A 22,489-nucleotide genomic window follows, 5' to 3' on the forward strand; every position below is an offset into this window, starting at 1 on the left:
GATTCACTGACTTCGGATTAAATTTAAGACGTATGGCAAATGAATGTTATGTAGAATACACTTTTTATTTTCGAGGCTATGAATTTTCAGCATACCACTGCTGCACCTGCTGTTGAATGGCTGCCGTTTCTGTGGCACTCAGTTTATCCAAATTTTTGAGGATAATGCTCATGCGTCCTTGGCGACTCAAGATTTTGCGGTGCCGGGCTAGAAAGTGCCAATAAAAAAAGTTAAAGGGACAGGCGCGATCGCCCACTCGTTGCTTGGGATCATAGGCGCACCCTTGGCAATAATTACTCATGCGCTGAATGTAGTTAGCAGACGCCGCATAGGGCTTGGAGGCCAAGCGTCCGCCATCGGCAAATAAGCCCATTCCCAAAACATTGGTTTGCATCACCCAGTCGTAGGCATCAATAAACACGCTGTGGAACCAGTTTTCCACTTCTTGCGGAGACAAGCCAGTAATCAGGGCAAAGTTGGCGAGGATCATCAGCCGTTGAATGTGGTGGGCATAGCCTGTGCGCTCAATTTGCTGCAGAACGTGGCGCAGACAGTTCATGGTGGTGCGATCGCTCTGCCAAAAGAACGTCGGTAAGGGGTGAGTGTGCTGAAAGAAATTATGCTGGCAGTAGTCAGCACCAAGGTAGTGATAGAGACCATACATATACTCACGCCAGCCGAGAATTTGGCGAATAAAGCCCTCCACACTGTTGAGGGGCAGCGGCCGTTCCCTATAGGCGGCTAAGACAGCATCGATCACTTCTTGGGGGTGCAATAGCCCTAGGTTCAAATAGGGGGACAGCAAACTGTGCCATAGGGTCTCTTCTCCCGCCACCATGGCATCTTGGTAGGGGCCAAACTGGGGCAAGCGGTATTCAATAAAGTTTTCCAAGACCTGCAGCGCTTGGGCGCGGGTGACTCCCCAGTCAAAGGGTTCGATGTGGCCGTAGGTGTCAAAGTTGCCTTGGCGCACTGTCTCAATGACTTCTTGGCTGATCTGATCGGGAGAAAAGCGCAGCGGTGGTGGCGGTTTGAGGCGAGTAGGCGGCGGTTGGCGATTTTCGGCATCGTAGTTCCACTTGCCACCCACGGGGGATTTACCGTCCATGAGAATTTGAAACCGTTGGCGACCGGCGCGGTAGAAATACTCCAAGACCAGCGTTTTGCGACCTTTCGCCCAGTCCTGAAATTCTGCTTCTGACCAGAGAAAGTGATTGTTGGGCAAGAACTTAATGGTACAGGGGAGATCGAGGGTAGCGATCAGATCCCGAAAGGGGCGATCGCTGGGTGCCATAATCCGTAGTTCGTGGATATGGTGAGCTTCAATCCACTGTCGCAAGGGGGTAGCAAAGTCGGGGGCGATCGCATAGGTCACCGGCCAACCGGCTGCCTCGAGTTCTTGGGCAAAGTGGCGCATGGCCGACCACACCAGCACGAGTTTTTGGGCATGGTAGCGGCGTTGTTGCACCCATTGGCGGGACTCAATGAGGATGACGGGCACAGGGGTTGGACAGCTTTGCAGGGCTGATTGCCCTTGCCACAGTTGATCGCCTAAAACCCAAACGCCAATGGCCATCCGAACTCAGATTGTAAATAAGGACTAAGGGAGAATGGTTTAGTACAGCCAATGTGATTTATCTTAGTGTTCAACTGTTGCAACTCCATACGACACTCATCATGCAAATTCGCCGGCGTCCCCCTAATCCCGCTGTAACCGTTCGCAACCTCCACTACCAAGTACCGGTGGCCGATGAGGCTCCCCGCAATATCCTTGAGAAAATCGTTTGGCACAAGGAACAGGAGGTAGAGCAACTGCGGGAAGTGCTCCCCCTGCCGGACTTGCAACGTCAGGTACTCGATGCACCACCCGTACGCTCCTTTTTCGCCGCGCTGCAAAACCCTGTCACCCAGCCAGCACTGATTGCCGAGGTCAAGAAGGCCTCTCCCAGTAAAGGGGTGATTCGCCCCAACTTTGACCCGGTGGCGATCGCCCAAGCCTATGTTGCCGCTGGCGCGACTTGCCTTTCCGTCCTAACGGACAGTGAGTTTTTCCAAGGCAGTTTTGAGTACCTGGCTCAAATTCGCCAAGTGGTGGACGTGCCACTGCTGTGCAAGGACTTTATCATTTACCCCTACCAAATGTTCTTAGCGCGGTTGCGGGGCGCTGATGCGGTTCTCTTAATCGCTGCCATTCTCTCGGATCGCGATCTGCGTTATTTCCTGCGCATTGCCCATGGCTTGGGGCTAACCGCATTAGTGGAGGTGCACAGCGCCGAGGAGATGGAACGGGTACTTGAGCTGGAGGACGTACAGTTGGTGGGCATCAACAATCGCAATTTGACGGATTTTAGTGTTGATCTAGCCACCACTGAACAGCTTTTGGCCACCTATGGGGCGCAACTGCGCGATCGCGACATCCTCGTGGTCAGTGAATCGGGCATTCATCAGCGCGCTGATGTTGAGCGGGTGACCCAAGCGGGAGCCAAGGCGATTTTGGTGGGAGAATCCCTCATGCGACCCCCAGCAGAGATGGCGCACCTCAGCGCTGCGGAGCAACTCCAAGCACGGATTCAGCAGTTATTCCCAGAGTTGGCACACAAGTAGCGCAGTTAACTATGCCCCTGAAGGCAGTCTTATTGGATTTCAATGGGGTGATCCTTGATGATGAGGCGATCCATGCCGCCCTCATTGATGAGATTCTGCTGCAAGAGAACTTGCGACCCCAGCGGGGGGAATACGATCTCTTTTGCTTGGGACGCAGCGATCGCGCCTGTTTGGATAATCTCCTCAGTCGCCGCGGCCGGGTAGTGACGCCGGCCTATCTCGACAAACTGGTGGCACAAAAGGCAGCTGCCTACCGCGCACGCCTAGCCAATATGGAGCCTTTTCCCTTCTTTGCGGGGGCGATCGCCCTGCTGGCGAAACTCCATGCTGCGCAATTGAAAATTGCCATTGTCACCGGTGCCCTGCAATCCGATGTGGACTTGGCTCTTGAGCGGGGAAACTTGACTGGCATTGTGGACTGCATTATCAGTGCCGAAAGCGTAGAACGCGGTAAACCCTATCCCGACCCCTATCTCCGTGCCATTGCAGCCTTGCAAGCCCTAGGGGGCGATCTCACAGCCGCTGATTGTCTGGCGATCGAGGACACCTTGGTGGGGGTGCAATCCGCCCGTGAAGCTGGTGTCAAAGTCTTGGGGGTCGCGCACACCTATCCCTTTCACATGCTCCAGCGTCGTTGTCAGTGGGTGCTCGATCGCCTTGATCAGTTTGACCTAGCAGAAATTGCCCCTGTTTTTGACCGTCGCGTGGCCAAGGCAACTGCCTAAAGGTGTTTGACCTCAGCAATGAGTTGATTGAGCACTTCCTTGGCATTGCCAAACAGCATTAGAGTTCTGTCCTTGTAGAACAACTCATTGTCAATACCGGCAAAGCCCGGATTGAGACTGCGCTTGATCACAATCGTGTGTCGTGCCCGATCCACATCGAGAATGGGCATCCCATAGACAGGGCTACCGGGGTTCGTGCGCGCGGCTGGATTCACGACATCATTGGCACCAATGACCAGTGCCACATCCACATGCTCAAACTCTGGATTAATGTCCTCCATGTCCTTGAGTTGGGGGTAGGGGACATTGGCTTCGGCAAGCAGCACATTCATGTGACCAGGCATGCGACCTGCCACCGGGTGGATCGCGTATTTGACATCCACACCCAGCCGCTCCAGTTGATCTGCCAGTTCTTTGACACTGTGCTGCGCTTGGGCAACCGCCATCCCATAGCCGGGAACAATGACCACAGATTTGGCATAACCCAGCATCATCGCACTTTCTTCGGGGTCAATGGTGCGCACTGACTTCGCGGTGGCATGAACACTACCCTCAGCACTGCCTGTGGTCGAGCTACCAAAGCCACTAAAGAGCACATTGGCCAAGGAGCGATTCATGGCCTTGCACATAATTTGGGTCAGAATCAGCCCCGCAGCTCCCACCAAGGCACCCGCGATAATCAGCATACTGTTGCCAACGATGAAGCCCGCAGCACTGGCAGCCAAGCCCGAAAGGGAGTTCAAAAGGGAAATCACAACCGGCATATCAGCACCGCCAATGGGCAGGACAAAGAGCACCCCCAAAATGCTGGCGATCGCCACTAGGCCCCAGAAAATCGGCATCTGACTTGGATGCAACCACACCCAGCCACTGGCCACCCAGAAAGCCACCAGCAAGCCGAGGTGAATCGCCTGCTGCATCGGGAAAATGATCGGGGTTCCCGAAATCAATCCCTGAAGCTTACCAAAAGCAACAAGGCTACCAGTAAGGGTGACACCCCCAATCAGCACCCCCAAAAGAATGGTGATCAGCGTACTGGGGGTCAGCGGTTCACCCAACGCAACGATGCGGCAAAATTCCCCAATGCCCACCAAGGCAGAGGCCGCCCCTCCTAAGCCATTGAGTAACCCCACCATCTGGGGCATGGCCGTCATTTCCACTTTGTAGGCAGCGATCGCGCCAATGACACTGCCGAGGCCAATGGCCGCTAGGATGCCCGTATAGCTAATAATCTGGCGATCGAGGAGCGTGACCACAATCGCAATCAACATCCCCAAGGCGGCAAGGCGATTTCCTTGACGGGCCGTGGCCGGAGACCCCAGTTTTTTCAAACCGAGGATAAAGAGCGCCGCAGCACCCAGATAGCTCAATTCTTCAATGCGTGTTAGCCAATCCATGGTTCCTACCGCTTAAACATCTGCAACATGCGATCCGTGACCAAAAAACCGCCCACCACATTAATCGTGGCGAGCACTGTCGCAATAAATCCCAAGACCACCGTTAAAGTGGTGTGCCCACTCCCCGCCATCAGTAGGGCACCAATTACGGCAATCCCCGAAATGGCATTGGAACCAGACATCAAGGGGGTATGCAGGGTGGGGGGAACTTTGTTAATCACCTCAAAGCCAATGAAACTGGCCAGCACAAAAATCATCAGACCGACAAGAATGGGATCTGTCATAGAACGAATCCTCTAGGGACATCTCTAAACCCTTGTTGCCAAGGTTGGGGCAGGATGCAGCAGTTGCAGTACCCGTGGGTTGCGAACCTGCCCTTCATGGGTGACACAGGCGGCATCAACAATGTCATCGCCAAAGTTCAAGACCAATTCCCCTTGGGGGGTGAGGTACTTCAGAAGGGTCGAAATGTTTTTGGCATACATTTGACTGGCATGCACCGCCATTGTCGAGGGCAGATTAATTGGGCCAATAATGGTGACCCGCTGATGACAAATAGAGCGCCCCGGTTCTGTGCAGGCACAGTTGCCCCCCTGCTCAGCGGCTAAATCCACAATCACCGAACCCGGTTTCATGCTGGCCACCATCCGTTCTGTCACCAAAAGAGGGGCAGGCTTGCCGGGAATTTGAGCAGTGGTAATGACCACATCGGCACTGTGGACATGGGCAGCGATCGCCTCTTGGGTTTTGTGCTTCGCCGCCTCAGAAACCTCTTTGGCATAGCCGCCGGCAGCAACCGTATCCTCCTCAAGGTTAACTTCGACAAATTTGGCACCGAGGCTTTGTACTTCCTCCTTGACCGCTGGGCGAATATCAAAGGCTTCAACCACGGCTCCCAAACGCCGCGCGGTGGCGATCGCCTGCAAGCCAGCCACCCCTGCCCCAATCACAAACACCTTGGCGGGGGGAATCGTACCCGCTGCCGTCGTCAACATCGGGAAAAAGCGCGGCAAATGGGAAGCGGCCAATAACACCGCCGCATACCCTGCCACTGCTGCTTGGGAAGACAAAGCATCCATACTCTGGGCGCGACTCGTGCGGGGAATACACTCGAGGGCAAAGGCAGTAATCTGCCGCTCTGCCAAGTGTTGCATCTGCCATGGATTGCCCAAGGGATTGAGAAAACTAATTAAGGTGGTGCCGGGTCGAATCCACTCCACCTCGCGATCGCGCAGCGGCGCCACTTTGAGCAGCACATCCACACCGCCCCAGACCTCTTCAATGGAGTAACCAATTTCCGCACCTGCTGCACGGTAGTCATCATCGCTGAAGTGAGCCATATCCCCTGCACCAGACTCCACACAGAGGTGATACCCCTGCTGCACCAGCTTGGCAACGACTTCGGGAATCAGGGCAACCCGTTGTTCACCCACTTCGCGTTCCTTAACGACCCCAACTTTCATAGGCACTCTTGGATAGGGTTTGCAGTCTTGACAGAACAATTCCTTGGTGTACTCATCCAGGCATTTTTATAACCGCCCGACACCGTCACAACACATTCACCTGCTGTCCTGTACTGATACTCAAGCTACTGCGATCCCCTTAGGAATGCGAGGAAATGTCAGCATTTGATGGGGATTCTCCACAAGTCTTATGATCCCCAGTAACGTTTGTAACAAATGTTGACATTATCATTGAGTACTTTTACTTAATTTCCCCTCGTCATCCTTTTGTATGCTCAAAGGAGCTATACCTCATTTGGGGTTGCCGATGGAATTTCCTAGTAATAGCGACTAATTGCCTTATCAAAGGGATTACGTTCAAAGCAAAACTTAAAGTAGTTATGCCAAATGTCGGGATTAATCGCGTTGTTAACTTCGGCAGCCGTGAAGTGATTGTTACACTTGCGCTTAGACCCCTGATAAAAGAGAGCGAGCCAGTCTGACAACCGATAGTCAACCAAGGGAGCACGAAAATTGCGAGGCTCTGGATAACCCAATTGACGACGGATGCGCTCATCCTGCCAGCGAATCGGTGTGATGACATCCTGACTACCACAAAACTGGGAGAGGGCAATTACTGGTGCCAGCAGTTTTACGAGTTTTCAGGAAAATAAACCGATAGGTGTGGTTAATAATCATTGCGAATAGCTATCCAGAAGGGCAGTTTGACCGCTACTTGCGCTCTTGTGGCAGACTAGGAGATTGCAAGTACAGAGTCACAGGCATGTTCAAAACAATTTTAGTGGCCCTCGATACCAGTGAGCTATCGGCACGGGTGATGGCAGCGGTGACCCAGTTAAATCTTGACCCAGATGCCCAAGTGATTCTCAGTCATGTGATCTCACCGGCAGAGGCGGGTTTTGGCGTCAGTGCCGATCGCCCCTCGTTGCATCCGCAAATGGGCACCTACCGCAGTATTGAACAGCATTTACAACAGTTCCAAAGCCACCTCCCCTGTGACTCGGAAATTGAAATTGTTACCGGTGACCCCGTCGAGGAAATTTTACGCTTGGCCAATATCTATGGGGCAGACCTGATTGTGCTGGGGAGTCGCGGCCTCACGGGGGTTGAGCGGGTTGTGCAAGGCTCAGTAAGTGGCGCCGTTGTGGCGGATGCCCCCTGTTCGGTGTTTGTGGTTAAATCAGCGGAAACTTAGGGTATGACAGCACCATTGACGGGTCTGACAGCGGCGGAAGTGGCGGAGCGGCAAGCCAGAGGTCGCATTAACCGTCAAGCGAGTGAAAGCAATCGCACCTATGGCGACATTTTGCGGGAAAACCTCTTCACGTTTATCAATGGGGTTTTTGCTTTTATTAGCGTCATTTTGCTCTTTTTAGGTCGTCCGGGAGATGTGGCCGCCATCATCGTGGTGGTGTTTCTCAATGCCATCATTAGCATCCTGCAAGAAATTCGCGCCAAACGGCAGTTGGATGAAATTAGCCTCCTCACCCGTCCCCGTGTCAAGGTGCTGCGCGATCGCCAAGAGGCCATTATTGATCCGGCAGAAGTCGTAGAAGGGGATATTCTCCTTTTGGAGCCGGGGGATCAAATCGTTGCCGATGGCACTGTCGTTGGTGATGGACAGATCCAAGTGGATGAGTCCTTGCTCACAGGGGAGTCGGATCTCATCTCCAAGCAAGCGGGCGATCGCCTGTACTCTGGGAGCTTTTGTGTGCGCGGCGCCGCTGCCTATGTCGCCGAACAGGTGGGGGAAGCCAGTACCGCCCATCAACTAACTGCTGCCGCCAAAACTTACCACCACAAACTGACCCCCCTGCAACGGGAAATTAACCTGATTATTCGCGTCATCCTTGCCCTTGCCATTTTCCTGTGGCTATTGGTGTTGCTTTCGCTGTTGGTACGCCTGACCACCCTACAAATGAGTGTGCAAACGGCGGCAGTGGTGGCGGGTCTTGTCCCCGTGGGCTTGTATCTCACCATTACCCTGACCTATGCCTTGGGGGCATTGCGCATCTCCCGTGCCAATGTCTTGGTGCAGCAGGTGAATGCCATTGAGTCCCTCAGTGGCGTCGATATTCTCTGCCTTGATAAAACAGGAACCCTTACAGCCAATGCCCTTGAACTCCATAGCTGGTACGCCCTCACCGAGACACAGGAAAAGACAAAAGCGGCTCTCGCCACGTTTACCGCCAGTGTTAGTGCTCCGAACCGCACCCTTGTTGCCCTCACAGAGGCCTTTGAGGGAACTCCCCAACCCCTACGCCTTGAGATTCCCTTTTCCTCGGTCTATAAGTGGAGTGCCGCAGCGTGGCAGGACTCGGAAACGTTTATCTTGGGGGCACCGGATGTTCTCTTCAAGGCTGAAGACCTCTCCCCTGAGGTGACTGAATTACTCCAGCGGGGACGGCAGCAGGGATTGCGAGTGCTTCTTTTTGCCCGTAGTCGCAGTGATCCGCAATGGGATGAGCGGCAGGAGACTGCCCTCTTGCCCCCAGACCTAGAACCCTTAGCAGTGATTTGGGTGGGCGATCGCCTGCGACCCCAATCCCGTGAGGTTCTAGAACGCTTTCAGCAAGCCGGAATTCAAATCAAAATTATCTCCGGCGACCACGCGGAAACCGTTGTTGCCCTTGCGAAACAAGTGGGTCTCGATGATGGGGCGATCGCCATCTCCGGCGCAGACTTGGCCGCCATGGATGATCCCAGCTTTGATCAAATGGCCGAGAAAGCCACGGTCTTTGGTCGCATTACCCCCGAGCAAAAGGCGAAACTCGTGACTCGACTACGCGCCCTTGGGCATCAGGTGGCCATGATTGGCGATGGTGTCAATGATGTGCTGTCCCTGAAGCAGGCCAACGTGGGAATTGCTATGGAAAGTGGCAGTGCCATTACCCGGAATGTGGCTGATATTGTATTGCTTGCGGATTCCTTTGCCGCCTTACCAGCCGCCTTTCGGGAAGGACAGCGCATCTACAACGGCATTCAAGATGTCACGAAGCTCTTTCTGGTGCGGGTGTTTAGCTTTAGTTTGCTTTGTCTAGTCACTGTCATGGCAGGGCGCGCCTTTCCGCTGTTGATTAAGCACAATAGCCTGCTCACCCTGTGGGGAGTGGGTCTGCCGACCTTGGCGGTGGCTTTTTGGGCAGTGCCGGGGCCGCGTCCCCATCGATCGCTGATTCGTTCATTGTTGCACTTTGTCATCCCCGCCACCCTAAGCCTCGCACTGTTGGCCATTTTCATGTACTTGGGGGTGTTAGCACGGGAACTGACGCCCCTTGTGGAATTGCTCCAAGGACGCTTTGATCCAACGCTGTTGAATGGCCGCGAGGTGCTCTTAGAACTGGGGCAGAGTGTGGCGATCGCCCGCACGGCCTTGGTGACGACCCTGATGCTGGCCTCCCTTTGTTTAGTCCTGTTTCTCAAACCTCCCCATCCCACATGGGTTGGCGGTTCGCCTTTAGTGGGCAACTGGCGTTATGTTGCTGTGGTTTTAGCTCTGCTGGCTGCCTTCCTGATCATCAGCTTCTCGCCGACCCTACGGGCAGTGGCCGAGTTGGAACCCCTGTCGTGGTCACTATGGGCATTGATTGTGCTGATTGTCTTGCTATGGGTGGTGGTCTTGCGGGCTTTTTGGCGCTATCGGCTTTTGGATCGCTTCCTTGGTGTCGATCTCAGTTAGGCATGGGGGGCGCGATCGCGCTGAATCGAGTAGAGATGGGCATACAACCCCCCTTGGGCGAGGAGTGTCTCATGGTCTCCCTGCTCGCGAATCGTCCCTTGATCCAAAACCACAATTTGATTGGCATCCCGAACCGTACTGAGGCGGTGGGCAATCACAATCATTGTGCGAGTGCCGGTAATGGAGCGCAGGGCCAGTTGAATTTCCCGCTCCGATTCATAATCCAGACTTGAGGTCGCTTCATCAAAAATCAACACATCGGGATCCGCCAAGAGGGCACGGGCAATCCCTAGGCGCTGCCGCTGTCCCCCCGAAAGCCGCAACCCCCGTTCACCGACAATTGTGCGATAGCCCAAAGGCAACTGCTGCACAAATTCATCCACCCGCGCAATGGCACAGGCCTCATAGACGGCGTCGGCACTGACCTCGGGGTTGGCATAGGTGAGGTTATCCCAGAGGGTGCCATTAAAGACATCCACCTCTTGGTGGACAATGGCCAAACGACGGCGATAGGCGCGGACATCGAGGGTTTGAATATCTTGGCCATCAATGAGAATCTGCCCCTGATCCGGCTGGAAGTAGCGAAAGAGCAGCTTGATCAAGGTGGATTTCCCGGAACCCGATCGCCCCACCAAGGCCACCGTTTGGCAGGGTTCAATGAGTAAGTTAATATCCCGCAGAATGGGACGCCCCGGCGTGTAGCTAAACCAAACGTGCTGAAAATCCACTTTGCCGGAAAACTTCAGGCTAGGAATCTCCTGTTGCTCCAGATCAATGGCATCGCGACCGGGGGGCAATTCCATAAATTCATGGAAGCGCAAAATGGAGGCATAGCGGCGGGCAAACACCTCCGACACCTGCGAGAGGGGGGTAATTTCGGCATAGGCCATACTGGCAAGGGTGTAAATCGTCATAAAGTGACCAATCGAGACCCGGCCGGCGATTGTGGCTGCTAGGGAAAACCCCAACAAACTGAAAAGACAGAACTGGACTACGGTTCCCTGCCAAGTAATCAGGTGCATATAGCCGCGATGGATGCGGTCAATGACCATCTTGAACTCACGATCGAGGCGCTGCTGTTGACGAGCGAGTTCACGGGCTTCCGTGGCAAAGGCCTTGACGGTTTTGATATTGGTAATGATTTCTGAGGTGCGGCTTTCTGTGCTTTCGATGTGGCTGTCGAGAATTTCTTCCTTTTGAATGATCCGTCGCAGGGTGCGCAGGGTCAGCACCAGAATCACAGTAAAGGAGGTCAACAACCCAAGGGCGATCGGCCAATCAAGCCACCAGACAATCACGCCAATCCCCAGCACCCGTACCAGTTTGGGAATCAGTTGACCGGCAATTTCGGGATAGCTCCACGTATGGTTGGAAATCCCTTTGCTAACACGATTGGCAATGCGACCCGGGTTGTTTTCCTCAAAGAATTCTAGGGGCAGCGTCAGAATTTTCTCGACGGCTTTGCGAGTGTGGTCGCGGCGGGCAGCCAAGGCAATCCACCAGTGGAACCATACCCCCAGCCACGGTTGAATTGGGGCACGCACCACAGTGGCCAAAAAGACAATACTGCCGAGAACGGTGAGATTGACGCCAAAGGCATTGTTCCAGCCCGTCCATGTTTGCAGCGTATGGGCGATCGCCACCACTGGCGGATCGAGGGGTTGTTGCGAGAGCAGGTTGAGAATTTGACCAATGGCATAGGGCACGAGCAAATCCACCAGTTCGCAGAGACTAGCTGCGGTCATACTGGCGATCGCCATCCCCCGATAGGCGCGATAGTAACCCAGAATGGAGCGAAACGTGGCCATAAAAACAGGACAAGCACTGTTCCTATTTTAAGATTTCTTAAAATTTTCTGCCGTCGCTCTTGGGTTGAGAATGCCCTTAGACCTTCACAGAGACTGGGGTGCGATTGAGGCGCGTTTCATAGGGGGCACTGGCAATCAGCGATCGCCCGGTCATCTCAGGGGGTTGAGGCAGCCCCAAAATTTCCAGAATTGTTGGCGCAATATCCGCCAGACACCCATCCTCTCGCAGGCTCACATCTGTAGCATGGCCGGGGATTTTGCGTTTCTCCCCTTCCACCAAGATGAAGGGAACGGGGTTAGTGGTGTGAGCCGTCCAAGGGTTACCGTCCTCGTCAATCATGTACTCAGCGTTGCCATGATCAGCGGTAATCAGCAGCGTGCCCCCCACCTTTGTTGTTGCTTCCACCAATACGCCTACACAGCGATCCACGGTTTCAATGGCTTGAATTGTTGCCACTAATTGCCCCGTGTGCCCCACCATATCGGGGTTAGCAAAGTTCACCACAATTAGGGCATATTCCTGTTTCTCAATGGCCTCCTTAACCGCTTCTGTGACGGCAAGGGCAGACATGGCTGGCGCTTGATCGTAGGTGGCCACCATTGGACTGGGGATGAGAATGCGATCTTCGCCGGGGAAGGGTTCCTCAAGGCCGCCATTGAAGAAATAGGTGACGTGGGCATATTTTTCTGTTTCCGCTGCCCGCAATTGCTTCAGGCCATGCTCGGCAATCACTTCCCCAAGGATATGATTGAGGTTTTGGGGCGGGAAGGCGACACCACAGTTAAAGTTGGCATCGTATTGGGTGAAGGTCACGTATTCCAAGGGCGTAATTAGCGTCCGCTCAAAGCCACTAAAGTCAGGGTCAATAAAGGCTTGGGTGAGCTGGCGGGCGCGATCGGGACGGAAATTAAAGAACACCACGCCATCGCCGGGTTCAACGGCTCCTTCAGCAATGCGCGTGGGGACAATAAATTCATCGCCAATATCTTGGGCATAGGACTTACTGGCGACATCCACCGCCTGCAGGGGTTGAATATTTTCATTGCTGGTCATGACGCGGTAGGCTGCCTCGGTACGATCCCAACGGCGATCGCGATCCATGGCATAGTAGCGACCACTCACCGTCACAATTCGTCCGCAGCCAATGGTTTTCAGGCGTTGCTCCAATTCCTCAAGGACACCTGCGGCATCGCGGGGGGGTGTATCGCGACCATCGGTAATGGCATGAATACAGGCCGGTAACTCATAGCGCTTGGCCAGTTCCACCAAGCCGTAGAGGTGATCAATGTGGGAATGCACCCCGCCTGCAGAACACAGACCGATAAAATGCAGCTTGCCCTTGCGCTCCTTCACAGTTTGGCAGAGCTTCACAAGGACGGGATTGCTAAAGAGGCTACCATCTTCAACGGCATCGGAAATGCGCACCAACTCTTGGGGCACAATGCGCCCAGCACCGATATTTAAATGCCCCACCTCGGAGTTACCCATTTGACCTTTGGGGAGTCCCACCGCCTTCCCAGAGGTATCAATCAACGTGTGGGGGTAGACTTGCCACAAACTATCCATCACTGGCGTATGAGCAAGGGCGATCGCATTACCGTAGGTCTCTTCGCGATAGCCCCAGCCATCCAAAATCATCAAAACAACGGGCGCAACAGGAGACGATGCCATGTGAATGCCCTACCTTAAACTTCTCTGGGAAATGGTGTAAATTGTACAACCTCGCAAATGATACCATTCTCCACCGCGAGAGACAAATTGGGTAGCTTCTGCTACAGTCCGCACGCTGGATCAATTCTGAATCCATAGATAGATCTATCCTAACGGATCAACGATGGCCAAATGTTGAAAACTGTTACAGATGCGGCTTTTCGGGATTAAATCCTTGAAGACAAAAAATTGCCGTGATAGTATCCAAACTGTTGTTTGTTAGCCAAAATTGGGAGTCGTCCGTTGTCACTTCGGGTAGCAGTGGTCGGTGGTGGTCCAGCGGGTTCCTCAGCCGCCGAAACCTTAGCCAAAGCCGGAATCCAGACCTATCTCTTTGAACGTAAATTAGACAATGCCAAGCCCTGTGGCGGTGCGATCCCCCTGTGCATGGTCAGTGAATTTGACTTGCCGCCGGAAATCATTGACCGCCGCGTGCGCAAAATGAAGATGATTTCCCCCTCCAATATCGAGGTGAACATTGGCCATACCCTCAAAGACCACGAGTATATCGGTATGTGTCGCCGCGAAGTCCTCGATAGCTTTATGCGCAATCGGGCGGCGGATTTGGGCGCCAACTTGATCAATGGCACCGTCTTTAAGCTGGAGCAGCCCGCCACCAGCGATCAGCCCTACACCCTCCACTATGTCCAAGAGGATGGCACAGCTCAGACCCTTGAAGTGGATGTGGTGATTGGTGCCGATGGGGCAAATTCCCGCATTGCCAAGGAAATTGATGCCGGCGATTACAACTACGCCATTGCCTATCAGGAGCGCATCCGCCTGCCTGAGGACAAAATGACCTACTACAACGAGTTGGCAGAAATGTACGTGGGGGATGACGTGTCCCCAGACTTCTATGCATGGGTTTTCCCGAAATATGACCATGTGGCCGTGGGCACCGGCACCATGAAGATTAACAAAGATCGCATTCGGGAGTTGCAAGCGGGAATCCGCGCCCGTGCTGCTGCCAAACTGGAAGGGGGGCAAATTATTAAAGTGGAGGCTCACCCCATTCCTGAGCATCCGCGGCCGCGACGGGTGGTCGGTCGCGTGGCTTTGGTGGGAGATGCAGCCGGTACGGTCACCAAGTCTTCTGGGGAAGGCATTTACTTTGCCGCCAAGTCAGCCCGCATGTGCGCTGAAACCATTGTCGAGACCTCCAACAGCGGTCGCCGTATCCCCACCGAAGCAGATCTCAAGCTCTACCTGAAGCGCTGGGACAAAGCCTACGGCATGACGTACCTAGTGTTAGATCTGCTGCAACGGGTCTTTTATCGCTCCGATGCCACCCGTGAGGCTTTTGTGGAGATGTGTAGCGATATTGATGTACAGAAGCTCACCTTCGATAGCTACCTCTACAAGACGGTGGTGCCGGCTAATCCCTTAGTGCAGTTGAAAATTACGGCAAAAACGATTGGTAGCCTGATGCGGGGCAATGCCCTTGCGCCCTAAGTGAGTTGCGGATCCGCCCTCGCCCCTAGAGGGCTTGGATCCACTCATGAATGCTGTACTCTATCCACACCTGATGCTGCCAGTAGGGGTCGTTTTCAATCAATTGGCGCACGGTCTCTTCGCTATCCGCCGCGTAAATGGCAAAAAAGTAGCGCAGGTCTTTCGTAGGACCAATGGTGATGAGCACCCCTTGGGCTTTTTGAGCCGCAAGGCCGTCGAGGTGTGCTTGGCGATGGGGGGCACGCCGTTCGAGGACATCCTCACAGTAGCGTCCCCAAGCCACAAATTTGGTCATTTGATCCTCCTAGGCTTGTTCGGCAGCCAGTTGTGCCAGTTGTTCCTGCTGATCACGGCTGATGCAGGCTTGAATAATGGGTTCTAGATCTCCTTCTAGGACACTGCTGAGGCTAAAGTTCTGTCCCAAACGGTGGTCGGTGACGCGATCGTCTTTGTAGTTGTAGGTGCGAATTTTTTCGGAGCGATCGCCCGTACCCACTTGGGAGCGACGCATTGAGGTAATGGCTTCCTGCTGTTCCCGCAGCTTCATTTCGTAGAGTTTTGCCCGTAGGATTTGGAACGCGCGCTCCTTGTTTTTCAGTTGGCTACGCTCTTCGGTGCAGAAGATGCGAATACCCGTCGGCTTGTGGAAGAGGTCAACGGCTGTTTCTACTTTGTTGACGTTTTGGCCACCAGCACCTCCGGATCGCGCTGTGGTGAGTTCAATATCCTTGGGATCAATTTCTACTTCCACTTCATCCACTTCGGGCATTACCGCCACGGTGGCCGTAGAGGTGTGAACTCGGCCCCCCGCTTCGGTGACAGGCACCCGCTGCACGCGATGGACACCGGATTCAAACTTCAGCTTGCTATAGACGCGATCGCCTTTGATTTCGAGGATGGCTTCCTTGAAGCCCCCCATTTCTGCAAGGGATTCACTGACTAAGCTCACCTGCCAGCCTTGGCTTTTGGCGTAGCGGGAGTACATTCGCACTAAATCCCCTGCCCAAATTCCCGCTTCATCGCCCCCAGCACCCGCTCGAATTTCGAGCATGATGTTTTTATCATCATTGGGGTCACGGGGCAGCAGCAGAATTTTTAGGCGTTCCTCCAGTTCGGTAATGCGGCGGCTGAGATCCGCGACTTCTTCTTCAGCCATCTGGCGTAGCTCGGGTTCATTGACTGCTTCTTTAAGCAGTTGGCGGGCATCCACCAGTTGCTGATTGAGGGACTGCCATTCGTGATAGGCGTTCACCGTCTCCTCTAGGGCAGCACGGGAGCGAGCCACCTTCTGAAATTCGGTTGGGTTGACCGCCACATCGGGATCCGCCAAGCGACGGGTAAGTTCTGTAAAGGTTTGCTCGACAGTGCGAAGTTTTTCCAGAAGATAGGCTTCTGCCATAGGAAGGGCGGCGATACTCTAGACTTTGCGGGAGTAGTACTCAACCACGAGGAGTTCATTGACTTGGAGAGCAACCCATTGCCGTTCGACAATACCAGTGACTCTGCCGGTGAGGGTGCTTTTATCCAGTTCCAAGTGGCTGGGAAGATTGGCAAGACCGGGATTTTGAAGGTTGGTTTCCACCAAGCGGCGCGATCGCTCATTATCGCGGACGGTAATCACGTCCCCCGGACGGCACTGATAGCTGGGAATAGATACACTGCGGCCATTGACCAGAATATGGCCATGATTCACCAGTTGGCGGGCTGCTGGAATCGTTGGTGCCATCCCAAGGCGGAAAACAGTGTTATCCAGCCGCATTTCCAACAACTGTAGAAGGGTTTGCCCCGTGGAACCACTGACCCGACGGGCTTTGCGCACATAGCGTACAAGTTGCCGCTCCGAGACCCCGTAGTTGAAGCGCAGTTTTTGCTTTTCGTCAAGGCGCAGGGCATATTCCGAACGCTTTTTGCGGGCTTGGCCGTGTTGACCGGGGGGATAGCTCCGCTTGGGGGCTTTGCGGGTGAGACCAGCCAGTTCACCCAGACGACGGACAATTCTCAAACGAGGGCCACGATATCGAGCCATGCAACTATACCCAACCTACAGTGATGATGGTGTCCAACCAAAAATGTGCAAAAAATACACTGATCTGCCGAGGGCAACTTAATCAGCTTGCCTAGTATATCAAGGGGATGGGCGCGATCGCAACCCTAGGACGAGGATTTCTAGGGCAAACGCATAGTAGAAAAGTAAGCCAATCGTTTGTGGGAATGCCACCATGCCAACCCTCTGCCCGTCTGCTCGACCACGTCAAAACCCTAGAAGACCCCCGCGCAGAACACTTGCTAGAGCATCAACTCCTTGACATCATTGGTCTGACCATCTGTGCCGTCCTCTGTGGTGCAGAGGTGTGGGTGGCGATTGAGGACTACATGACTGGACTGTAGTGTACGAAGTGTACGATAAAGACTTAATCTCGTCCCCATCGTAGCTGGCTTCCGCGTCGCGGTGGCGAATCGATAAGTGCGGGGAGTCCATGTAGCTCACCTTTTAGGTAGAGCGCGGGACTGATAGCTCCCTGAACCCCTCATTAAGTTAGAGCAACAGGTGTAACCCAATCTCTTCGATGGAACTGATCCAAGCTGCCCTGCCGGCCTTTTTGCGGGGAGCACTAAATACACTCATTTACTATTGTCAGTGTGATTGCCGGCGTGGACTTAACCTCAGTGATGCGGGTGTGGGTGATTCGCAACAGTAGCCAGCCATTTCCTCTGTATGCGCTGGCCTTAATTCTCTACCTGCTAATGAGTTTGCCGATCGCGTGGTGGGGACGGCGTTTGGAGCAGCAGCTAAAGGCTAGAATATCTTAAGGTTTGCACATTCTGGAGCCGCTTTCCCTGTGAGCGATCGCCTGCACCTGACCCACTTACCCAGTCTCGCCACAGAACGGGACGGCCAAGATGTTATCCGAGGTCTGACTCAGCAACCCAAGTCTCTTCCCTCCTACTACTTCTACGATGCTGCGGGATCACGCCTCTTTGAGCAAATCTGTGAGCTGCCGGAATACTACCCCACCCGTACAGAATTGGGCATTTTAGAGACCGCCGCCGGGGCGATCGCCCAACTCACGGGCGCCTGTGAACTGGTGGAACTGGGCAGTGGCAGCGATCGCAAGATTCGCCTTCTCCTATCGGCCTATGCCCACATACAACCTCGGCTGTACTATCGTCCCATTGATGTCAGTGGCTCGATCCTCAAAACCAGTGCCATGGCTCTTCTTGCCGACTATCCGCAGCTCAGTATTCATGGTCTTGTCGGTACCTATCAAGTGGGATTAGAGCACCTACCGCCCCCCTTGGCACCTCGGCGCTTGCTCTGCTTTCTCGGTAGCACCATTGGCAACCTCTCCCCCAGCGAATGCCAGACCCTTTTTCAACAGATTCATCGGGTTCTTAGGGACGGGGACTATTTCCTGCTGGGCGTGGATCTGATCAAAGACACGAGTATTTTGCTCCCTGCTTACAACGATGCCCAAGGGGTGACGGCTGCCTTTAACCGCAATCTCCTCCATCACCTCAACTGGCGCTTTCAAGGAAATTTTCAGCCCGCAGCCTTTGCCCATCGCGCCATCTATAACCCGATTGCCCAGCAAATTGAAATGTATCTCGATTCACAGCAGCGGCAAACCGTTACCTTGGCTGCCCTTGATTTTCAGTGCACTTTTACTGTGGGTGAACCGATTCTCACCGAAATTTCCCGCAAGTTTGATCTTGCTGCCCTCAAGGCGGCATTAACGGCTGCTGGATTTCGATGGATCAAGGCCTTTACCGACCCTCAGCAGTGGTTTGCCCTCTGCCTCTGCCAGGTTTAGAGCGAAGGCCTTTGGAATAGGTTAGAATCAGGGAGAAAAGCCGCCTTCATGGCTCAGGTTGCGGCATTGATAGCTCAGCGTGGAAGGATTCTATGCCCATCGGAGTACCCAAAGTCCCCTACCGGATGCCCGGTGAACCCTACACCCAGTGGATTGACATCTACAACCGTCTCTATCGCGAGCGGATTATTTTCCTTGGTAAAGAAGTCGATGATGAGATTGCCAACCAAATTGTGGCGGTGATGCTCTACCTTGACTCCGAAGATCCGGGCAAAGACATCATGCTCTACATCAACTCCCCCGGTGGCTCCGTCACCGCTGGCATGGCAATCTATGACACGATGCAACATATTAAATCCGATGTCGTCACCATTTGTGTGGGTCTGGCTGCCTCGATGGGGTCTTTCCTCCTTGCAGCCGGTACCAAAGGCAAACGGTTGGCATTACCCCACTCCCGCATCATGATTCACCAGCCCTCTGGTGGTACCCGTGGCCAAGCAACGGATATTGAGATCGAAGCTCGCGAAATTTTACGGGTACGGCGACAACTCAATGAGCTATACGCCCACCATACCGGCCAGCCCCTCGAAAAAATTGAGCGGGATATGGATCGTGACTTCTTCATGTCCGCCGAAGAGGCAAAAAACTACGGCTTGATTGATCGGGTGATTGAGGAGCGTCACAGCTAGTTTGCTGGCACATTGGCTGAGAGTTCAAATGAACATGAGGTTGAACATGTTGCAATTGCTCAAGTCGGCTATCGGCATTCCCCTTGTGATAGGTGGCATCCTTGTCCTAGGAGTAGGTCAACCAGCGCGTGCCCAAGGCGCCAGCCCGTTGCCTCCGGAAATGATGAAGACCATGGTTGAGCAGCTGAGTGATTCCTTGGCAAAATATGTGTCACGGGCAAGTTGTACAGATATCGCCCAGTTGCTCAAAATGCTACCCACCAATGGTACTAACCCAGCTCCCGATTCCGGTTCCATCATCGGTGCTGCTATCCTGTCAGTCAGAAATAATCCGGAGCTGCAAGGGATCATTGTCTCGCGAGTGGGGCCACCGCTGGTCAGTAAAGTTGTGGAATGCAACATGATTTCGGCGGATCTACTGCTGAAGGCCATGAGTCAATCCCCCTCCAACCCCTAAAAGGAGCAACCCATGACTTGGCGTGCCACAACCACTGCGTTAGATCGTATCTTTGCCAGCTTAGCGTATCTGCTGCCGCTCTTCTACGTCATGCCCTTTGGTGGCTTTTTGTTTGATTTGTTTCCACCACTGCAAGCACTGGTGTTAGTGGTTTTACCGGTAGCCTTGATCTACTCCATTCCCTTTGCTGGCCTAATCGTTTTTATGCTGTTGTACCTGCTGGTGGTGCGCAACAGTCGTATCAGCCTTTTTATTCGCTATAACACGATGCAGGCACTGTTGATGGGGATTGTGCTGTTTATTGTCCAACTACTGGTACAACTGCTGATCCGCGTTGCTAGTTTTGACCTGCTGATTAAAGTGCTCTTCAACTTTGTCTTTATTGCCACGGTGATTGGCGTCGTCTATGCGGTGGTGCAGTCTGTACGCGGCATCTATGCCGAAATTCCCACGCTGTCGGATGCCACAAAAAGCCAAGTGTTTTAGGGGATGCGAGGGAGTCCCTCATCCCGTATGATCAGAAGGTGACGCTACGAAAAACGACAACATCATGGAAACACTCAAAATTACCGTTTATATCGTTGTGACCTTCTTTGTCCTGCTCTTTGTTTTCGGGTTCCTTTCGGGTGACCCAGCTCGTAACCCCAAGCGTAAGGATCTCGAGTAATCCTCGCCAAAGGGGGTGGGCATCGGGTAACGTAACTAGGCAGTGGTCGTGAGGAAGTTTGGCCGTTGTTGTTTTTACCCCTTTTTGCTAGTCTGCCCCCCCCTGCACAACCCGCAGAAATGACTGAGGTCAGCGGCGCATCACCAGCGGAGCTACTTGGAACAACGGTAGCTCCTGATCTTAGCAGTACAACGCCGATCAGCCCTAGGCCAACACCGAATTTTACAGCCCCCCTCCGTCTTGGGGAGGCCAATGCTGAAACGCCCGTTGTCCGTGATCAACCCTTAGAGGTGACGGCCGATCGCCAAGAGTTCGATCTGATGCGGCGCTTGTTTAATGCCATTGGCAATGTTTTCCTCCGCTTCAAGGAAGCTGAACTCACCGCTGATCGCATTCAAACCGATATTGACGCCCAAATTCTGGTGGCGGAAGGTAATGTGACGATTACGCGCGGCGATCAAGTCTTGCAGGGCGATCGCTTGGAATATAACCTCAGACTCGATCAAGGCTCTCTCACCAATGCTCGCGGCGTCGTCAATACCGCTAGGGTGGATCAAGACCTGAGCCTGACCCGCTCTCCTAGCCCCCCACCCCTTAGCCCTCTCCCCGGTCTTGACGAACAGGGCACAGATCTCCAAGCAGAAGTGACAGAAACCTTTGATCGGTTGCGCTTTGAGGCCGATCGCCTAGAGTTTGATGGCCGCCGCTGGTTGGCGACAAACCTGCGAATCACGAATGATCCCTTTAGTCCGCCAGAGCTGGAGGCACGGGCTCAGGAAGCCACCGCCGAACCCCTCAGTGCCGATGAAACCCTGCTCAAGGTACGACGGGGTCGTGTGGTCTTTGATCAGCGGGTGGCCTTACCCATTGTGCTGCGGCGGTTTGTTGTAGGTCGTCCCTACGAAATTCTCCCCTTTGAGTTTGGCTATGATGAACAAGATCGCGGCGGCGTATTTCTCGCCTATCGGTACAGAGCAATCAATACCCCCAATACCCAAATCACCTTCCTGCCATCCATCTATTTAGAACGGATCATCAACAATGACTTTGATGTTTTTGATGCTAAAAGCTACGGGGCGGCGATCGAGCTAGGCCATCGGTTCACGCCGCAGACTCGTGTGCGCGGTTACGGCTTCTTGAATACGCTCAACCCTAACGACTGGCCGAGTACGTCACGCGCAGGGGTAGACTTGTTCCACAATTTTGATGCCCGCAATCTCCTAACGGTTTCTGCCCTTTATCGCCAACGGGTTTTTAATCGTTCCCTTGGGGAGCAGGAAATTACCAGTAGCTTTGGCGGCATGTTCAGTGGTACAGGTATTCCCTTAACTCAGGGCCTAACACTCAGTTATCTTCTGGGAGGTCAATACGTCACGGCAGCCAGTGATGATCCCTCCTTACCCCCTAAGCCAAGCCTAGGTCGTCTTCAAGCTGCCGCAAGTCTTAACTGGGTGATGCCCATTTGGCGGGGCACTCCCTTACCGCCGACGCGAACCCAAGGCCTGCGCTATAGCCCCCGTCCTGTACAACCCTTCTTGCAGTTCTATAGTCAGGTAGGCGGTGTAGCGAACTACTATACCAATGGCAGTACCCAACCCGCGTTAGTTGCAGGGGCAGGGTTTCGGGGTCAAGTGGGTCATTTTTCTCGTCATTGGTTTGACTACACCAGTTTTGATGTGGGATTTACACAGACATTGAGTGAGCCATCCTCGCCCTTTCTCTTTGATCGGATTACTGACTTTAGTGTGCTCAACGTGGGATTGTTGCAGCAGATTTACGGTCCGCTGCGAGCGGGTACCCAAATGCAAATTAATGTGGACACAGGGAGAGTTTTTGATACAAACATTATTGTTGAATATAGCCGTCGCACCTATGGGGTGGTGTTTCGCTATAACCTCGATCGCCAGTTGGCGACGATTCTTTTGCGCATTAATGGGTTTAACTGGCGCGGCAATGCTGATCCCTTTTCCAGTCCCGGACTGGGTACGGCGACCGATGGTGTGATTCGCTCCAATTAGGATGATG

22 protein-coding genes are annotated in these 22,489 nt (G+C 53.7%); 13 read left to right on the forward strand and 9 right to left on the reverse strand.

The features are described from left to right. Window positions 1-76 precede the first annotated feature (76 nt). Window positions 77-1,576 (reverse strand): cryptochrome/photolyase family protein, encoded by a 1,500-nt coding sequence (locus RHI63_RS01415; protein WP_310743268.1) that lies wholly within the window; start codon window positions 1,574-1,576, stop codon window positions 77-79. Window positions 1,577-1,677: 101 nt separating this feature from the next. Here RHI63_RS01415 and trpC point away from each other — a divergent pair, with 101 nt between their 5' ends. Both trpC and RHI63_RS01425 read left to right on the forward strand, forming a co-directional pair. After that, window positions 1,678-2,604, forward strand: a complete 927-nt coding sequence (gene trpC / locus RHI63_RS01420) for an indole-3-glycerol phosphate synthase TrpC (protein ID WP_206200758.1) — start codon at window positions 1,678-1,680, stop codon at window positions 2,602-2,604. An 11-nt stretch (window positions 2,605-2,615) separates the two neighbouring features. Beyond that, window positions 2,616-3,329: an HAD family phosphatase gene (locus RHI63_RS01425; RefSeq protein ID WP_310821751.1), complete on the forward strand. Its 714-nt coding sequence runs from the start codon at window positions 2,616-2,618 to the stop codon at window positions 3,327-3,329. Here the strand turns inward: RHI63_RS01425 and RHI63_RS01430 are convergent. The 3 genes from RHI63_RS01430 to RHI63_RS01440 are packed head-to-tail and all read right to left on the reverse strand — an operon-like array spanning window position 3,326 to window position 6,189. Further along, window positions 3,326-4,726: an NAD(P)(+) transhydrogenase (Re/Si-specific) subunit beta gene (locus RHI63_RS01430; protein WP_302677100.1), complete on the reverse strand. Its 1,401-nt coding sequence runs from the start codon at window positions 4,724-4,726 to the stop codon at window positions 3,326-3,328. The genes RHI63_RS01425 and RHI63_RS01430 overlap by 4 nt on opposite strands. A 5-nt stretch (window positions 4,727-4,731) precedes the next feature. Continuing rightward, the gene (locus RHI63_RS01435) at window positions 4,732-5,010 is read right to left on the reverse strand and encodes an NAD(P) transhydrogenase subunit alpha (protein WP_206200761.1); all 279 of its coding nucleotides are present in this window, start codon (window positions 5,008-5,010) and stop codon (window positions 4,732-4,734) included. A 24-nt stretch (window positions 5,011-5,034) separates the two neighbouring features. Beyond that, window positions 5,035-6,189: a Re/Si-specific NAD(P)(+) transhydrogenase subunit alpha gene (locus tag RHI63_RS01440; protein WP_310821752.1), complete on the reverse strand. Its 1,155-nt coding sequence runs from the start codon at window positions 6,187-6,189 to the stop codon at window positions 5,035-5,037. Between the two features lie 763 nt (window positions 6,190-6,952). On the opposite strand from RHI63_RS01440, the gene RHI63_RS01445 reads away from it, so the two are divergent. Both RHI63_RS01445 and RHI63_RS01450 read left to right on the forward strand, forming a co-directional pair. Then, window positions 6,953-7,384: a universal stress protein gene (locus RHI63_RS01445; RefSeq protein ID WP_310743271.1), complete on the forward strand. Its 432-nt coding sequence runs from the start codon at window positions 6,953-6,955 to the stop codon at window positions 7,382-7,384. A gap of 3 nt (window positions 7,385-7,387) precedes the next feature. Continuing rightward, the gene (locus tag RHI63_RS01450) at window positions 7,388-9,868 is read left to right on the forward strand and encodes an HAD-IC family P-type ATPase (RefSeq protein WP_206200765.1); all 2,481 of its coding nucleotides are present in this window, start codon (window positions 7,388-7,390) and stop codon (window positions 9,866-9,868) included. Here RHI63_RS01450 and RHI63_RS01455 read toward each other — a convergent pair. Both RHI63_RS01455 and gpmI read right to left on the reverse strand, forming a co-directional pair. After that, entirely contained in the window at window positions 9,865-11,676 is a 1,812-nt protein-coding gene (locus RHI63_RS01455; protein ID WP_310437919.1) for an ABC transporter ATP-binding protein, read from the reverse strand. The genes RHI63_RS01450 and RHI63_RS01455 overlap by 4 nt on opposite strands. A gap of 76 nt (window positions 11,677-11,752) precedes the next feature. Next, window positions 11,753-13,348 (reverse strand): 2,3-bisphosphoglycerate-independent phosphoglycerate mutase, encoded by a 1,596-nt coding sequence (gene gpmI / locus RHI63_RS01460; protein ID WP_310821753.1) that lies wholly within the window; start codon window positions 13,346-13,348, stop codon window positions 11,753-11,755. Between the two features lie 282 nt (window positions 13,349-13,630). Here gpmI and chlP point away from each other — a divergent pair, with 282 nt between their 5' ends. Beyond that, window positions 13,631-14,839, forward strand: a complete 1,209-nt coding sequence (gene chlP / locus RHI63_RS01465) for a geranylgeranyl reductase (RefSeq protein ID WP_206200768.1) — start codon at window positions 13,631-13,633, stop codon at window positions 14,837-14,839. A 25-nt stretch (window positions 14,840-14,864) separates the two neighbouring features. Here the strand turns inward: chlP and RHI63_RS01470 are convergent, their stop codons facing one another. Genes RHI63_RS01470 through rpsD form a run of 3 tightly spaced genes read right to left on the reverse strand, consistent with a single transcriptional unit; the run spans window position 14,865 to window position 16,865 of the window. Beyond that, window positions 14,865-15,134 (reverse strand): YciI family protein, encoded by a 270-nt coding sequence (locus RHI63_RS01470; RefSeq protein WP_302677106.1) that lies wholly within the window; start codon window positions 15,132-15,134, stop codon window positions 14,865-14,867. A 9-nt stretch (window positions 15,135-15,143) separates the two neighbouring features. Next, window positions 15,144-16,238, reverse strand: a complete 1,095-nt coding sequence (gene prfA / locus RHI63_RS01475; RefSeq protein ID WP_206200770.1) for a peptide chain release factor 1 — start codon at window positions 16,236-16,238, stop codon at window positions 15,144-15,146. Between the two features lie 18 nt (window positions 16,239-16,256). Next, the gene (gene rpsD / locus RHI63_RS01480; protein WP_181495092.1) at window positions 16,257-16,865 is read right to left on the reverse strand and encodes a 30S ribosomal protein S4; all 609 of its coding nucleotides are present in this window, start codon (window positions 16,863-16,865) and stop codon (window positions 16,257-16,259) included. A 185-nt stretch (window positions 16,866-17,050) separates the two neighbouring features. Here rpsD and RHI63_RS01485 point away from each other — a divergent pair, with 185 nt between their 5' ends. The 8 genes from RHI63_RS01485 to RHI63_RS01520 all read left to right on the forward strand — a co-directional run bounded on the left by RHI63_RS01485 (window position 17,051) and on the right by RHI63_RS01520 (window position 22,482). Beyond that, complete coding sequence (locus tag RHI63_RS01485; protein WP_225901682.1) at window positions 17,051-17,227, forward strand: transposase family protein; 177 nt, start codon at window positions 17,051-17,053, stop codon at window positions 17,225-17,227. A gap of 264 nt (window positions 17,228-17,491) precedes the next feature. Next, window positions 17,492-17,650: a hypothetical protein gene (locus tag RHI63_RS01490; protein ID WP_206200772.1), complete on the forward strand. Its 159-nt coding sequence runs from the start codon at window positions 17,492-17,494 to the stop codon at window positions 17,648-17,650. A gap of 29 nt (window positions 17,651-17,679) precedes the next feature. After that, on the forward strand, window positions 17,680-18,651 hold the full coding sequence (gene egtD / locus RHI63_RS01495) for an L-histidine N(alpha)-methyltransferase (protein ID WP_206200773.1): 972 nt from the start codon (window positions 17,680-17,682) through the stop codon (window positions 18,649-18,651). Between the two features lie 92 nt (window positions 18,652-18,743). After that, window positions 18,744-19,340: an ATP-dependent Clp protease proteolytic subunit gene (locus RHI63_RS01500; protein WP_225901614.1), complete on the forward strand. Its 597-nt coding sequence runs from the start codon at window positions 18,744-18,746 to the stop codon at window positions 19,338-19,340. Window positions 19,341-19,386: 46 nt separating this feature from the next. Then, window positions 19,387-19,797 (forward strand): hypothetical protein, encoded by a 411-nt coding sequence (locus tag RHI63_RS01505; protein WP_302677109.1) that lies wholly within the window; start codon window positions 19,387-19,389, stop codon window positions 19,795-19,797. A gap of 12 nt (window positions 19,798-19,809) precedes the next feature. Beyond that, the gene (locus RHI63_RS01510; RefSeq protein ID WP_206200775.1) at window positions 19,810-20,283 is read left to right on the forward strand and encodes a Tic20 family protein; all 474 of its coding nucleotides are present in this window, start codon (window positions 19,810-19,812) and stop codon (window positions 20,281-20,283) included. Between the two features lie 64 nt (window positions 20,284-20,347). Continuing rightward, window positions 20,348-20,464 carry a photosystem II reaction center protein I gene (locus RHI63_RS01515; protein ID WP_011056917.1) on the forward strand — a complete coding sequence of 39 codons (117 nt, stop codon included), beginning with the start codon at window positions 20,348-20,350 and terminating at the stop codon, window positions 20,462-20,464. 68 nt (window positions 20,465-20,532) lie between these two features. After that, window positions 20,533-22,482 carry a DUF3769 domain-containing protein gene (locus RHI63_RS01520; protein ID WP_310437922.1) on the forward strand — a complete coding sequence of 650 codons (1,950 nt, stop codon included), beginning with the start codon at window positions 20,533-20,535 and terminating at the stop codon, window positions 22,480-22,482. The last annotated feature ends 7 nt before the right edge of the window (window positions 22,483-22,489 follow it).

The organism is Thermosynechococcus sp. GLH187, from assembly GCF_031583395.1.
In the GTDB taxonomy this organism is placed as follows: Bacteria; Cyanobacteriota; Cyanobacteriia; order Thermosynechococcales; family Thermosynechococcaceae; genus Thermosynechococcus.

Coding starts and splice junctions, on each gene's coding strand:
- RHI63_RS01510 (WP_206200775.1), top strand. CDS start 19,810: ATGACTTGGCGTGCCACAACCACTGCGTTAGATCGTATCTTTGCCAGC.
- RHI63_RS01455 (WP_310437919.1), bottom strand. CDS start 11,676: ATGGCCACGTTTCGCTCCATTCTGGGTTACTATCGCGCCTATCGGGGG.
- RHI63_RS01445 (WP_310743271.1), top strand. CDS start 6,953: ATGTTCAAAACAATTTTAGTGGCCCTCGATACCAGTGAGCTATCGGCA.
- RHI63_RS01435 (WP_206200761.1), bottom strand. CDS start 5,010: ATGACAGATCCCATTCTTGTCGGTCTGATGATTTTTGTGCTGGCCAGT.
- RHI63_RS01515 (WP_011056917.1), top strand. CDS start 20,348: ATGGAAACACTCAAAATTACCGTTTATATCGTTGTGACCTTCTTTGTC.
- RHI63_RS01415 (WP_310743268.1), bottom strand. CDS start 1,576: ATGGCCATTGGCGTTTGGGTTTTAGGCGATCAACTGTGGCAAGGGCAA.
- trpC (WP_206200758.1), top strand. CDS start 1,678: ATGCAAATTCGCCGGCGTCCCCCTAATCCCGCTGTAACCGTTCGCAAC.
- RHI63_RS01425 (WP_310821751.1), top strand. CDS start 2,616: ATGCCCCTGAAGGCAGTCTTATTGGATTTCAATGGGGTGATCCTTGAT.
- RHI63_RS01500 (WP_225901614.1), top strand. CDS start 18,744: ATGCCCATCGGAGTACCCAAAGTCCCCTACCGGATGCCCGGTGAACCC.
- RHI63_RS01485 (WP_225901682.1), top strand. CDS start 17,051: ATGCCACCATGCCAACCCTCTGCCCGTCTGCTCGACCACGTCAAAACC.
- RHI63_RS01470 (WP_302677106.1), bottom strand. CDS start 15,134: ATGACCAAATTTGTGGCTTGGGGACGCTACTGTGAGGATGTCCTCGAA.
- RHI63_RS01430 (WP_302677100.1), bottom strand. CDS start 4,726: ATGGATTGGCTAACACGCATTGAAGAATTGAGCTATCTGGGTGCTGCG.
- rpsD (WP_181495092.1), bottom strand. CDS start 16,865: ATGGCTCGATATCGTGGCCCTCGTTTGAGAATTGTCCGTCGTCTGGGT.
- prfA (WP_206200770.1), bottom strand. CDS start 16,238: ATGGCAGAAGCCTATCTTCTGGAAAAACTTCGCACTGTCGAGCAAACC.
- RHI63_RS01505 (WP_302677109.1), top strand. CDS start 19,387: ATGTTGCAATTGCTCAAGTCGGCTATCGGCATTCCCCTTGTGATAGGT.
- gpmI (WP_310821753.1), bottom strand. CDS start 13,348: ATGGCATCGTCTCCTGTTGCGCCCGTTGTTTTGATGATTTTGGATGGC.
- RHI63_RS01450 (WP_206200765.1), top strand. CDS start 7,388: ATGACAGCACCATTGACGGGTCTGACAGCGGCGGAAGTGGCGGAGCGG.
- RHI63_RS01440 (WP_310821752.1), bottom strand. CDS start 6,189: ATGAAAGTTGGGGTCGTTAAGGAACGCGAAGTGGGTGAACAACGGGTT.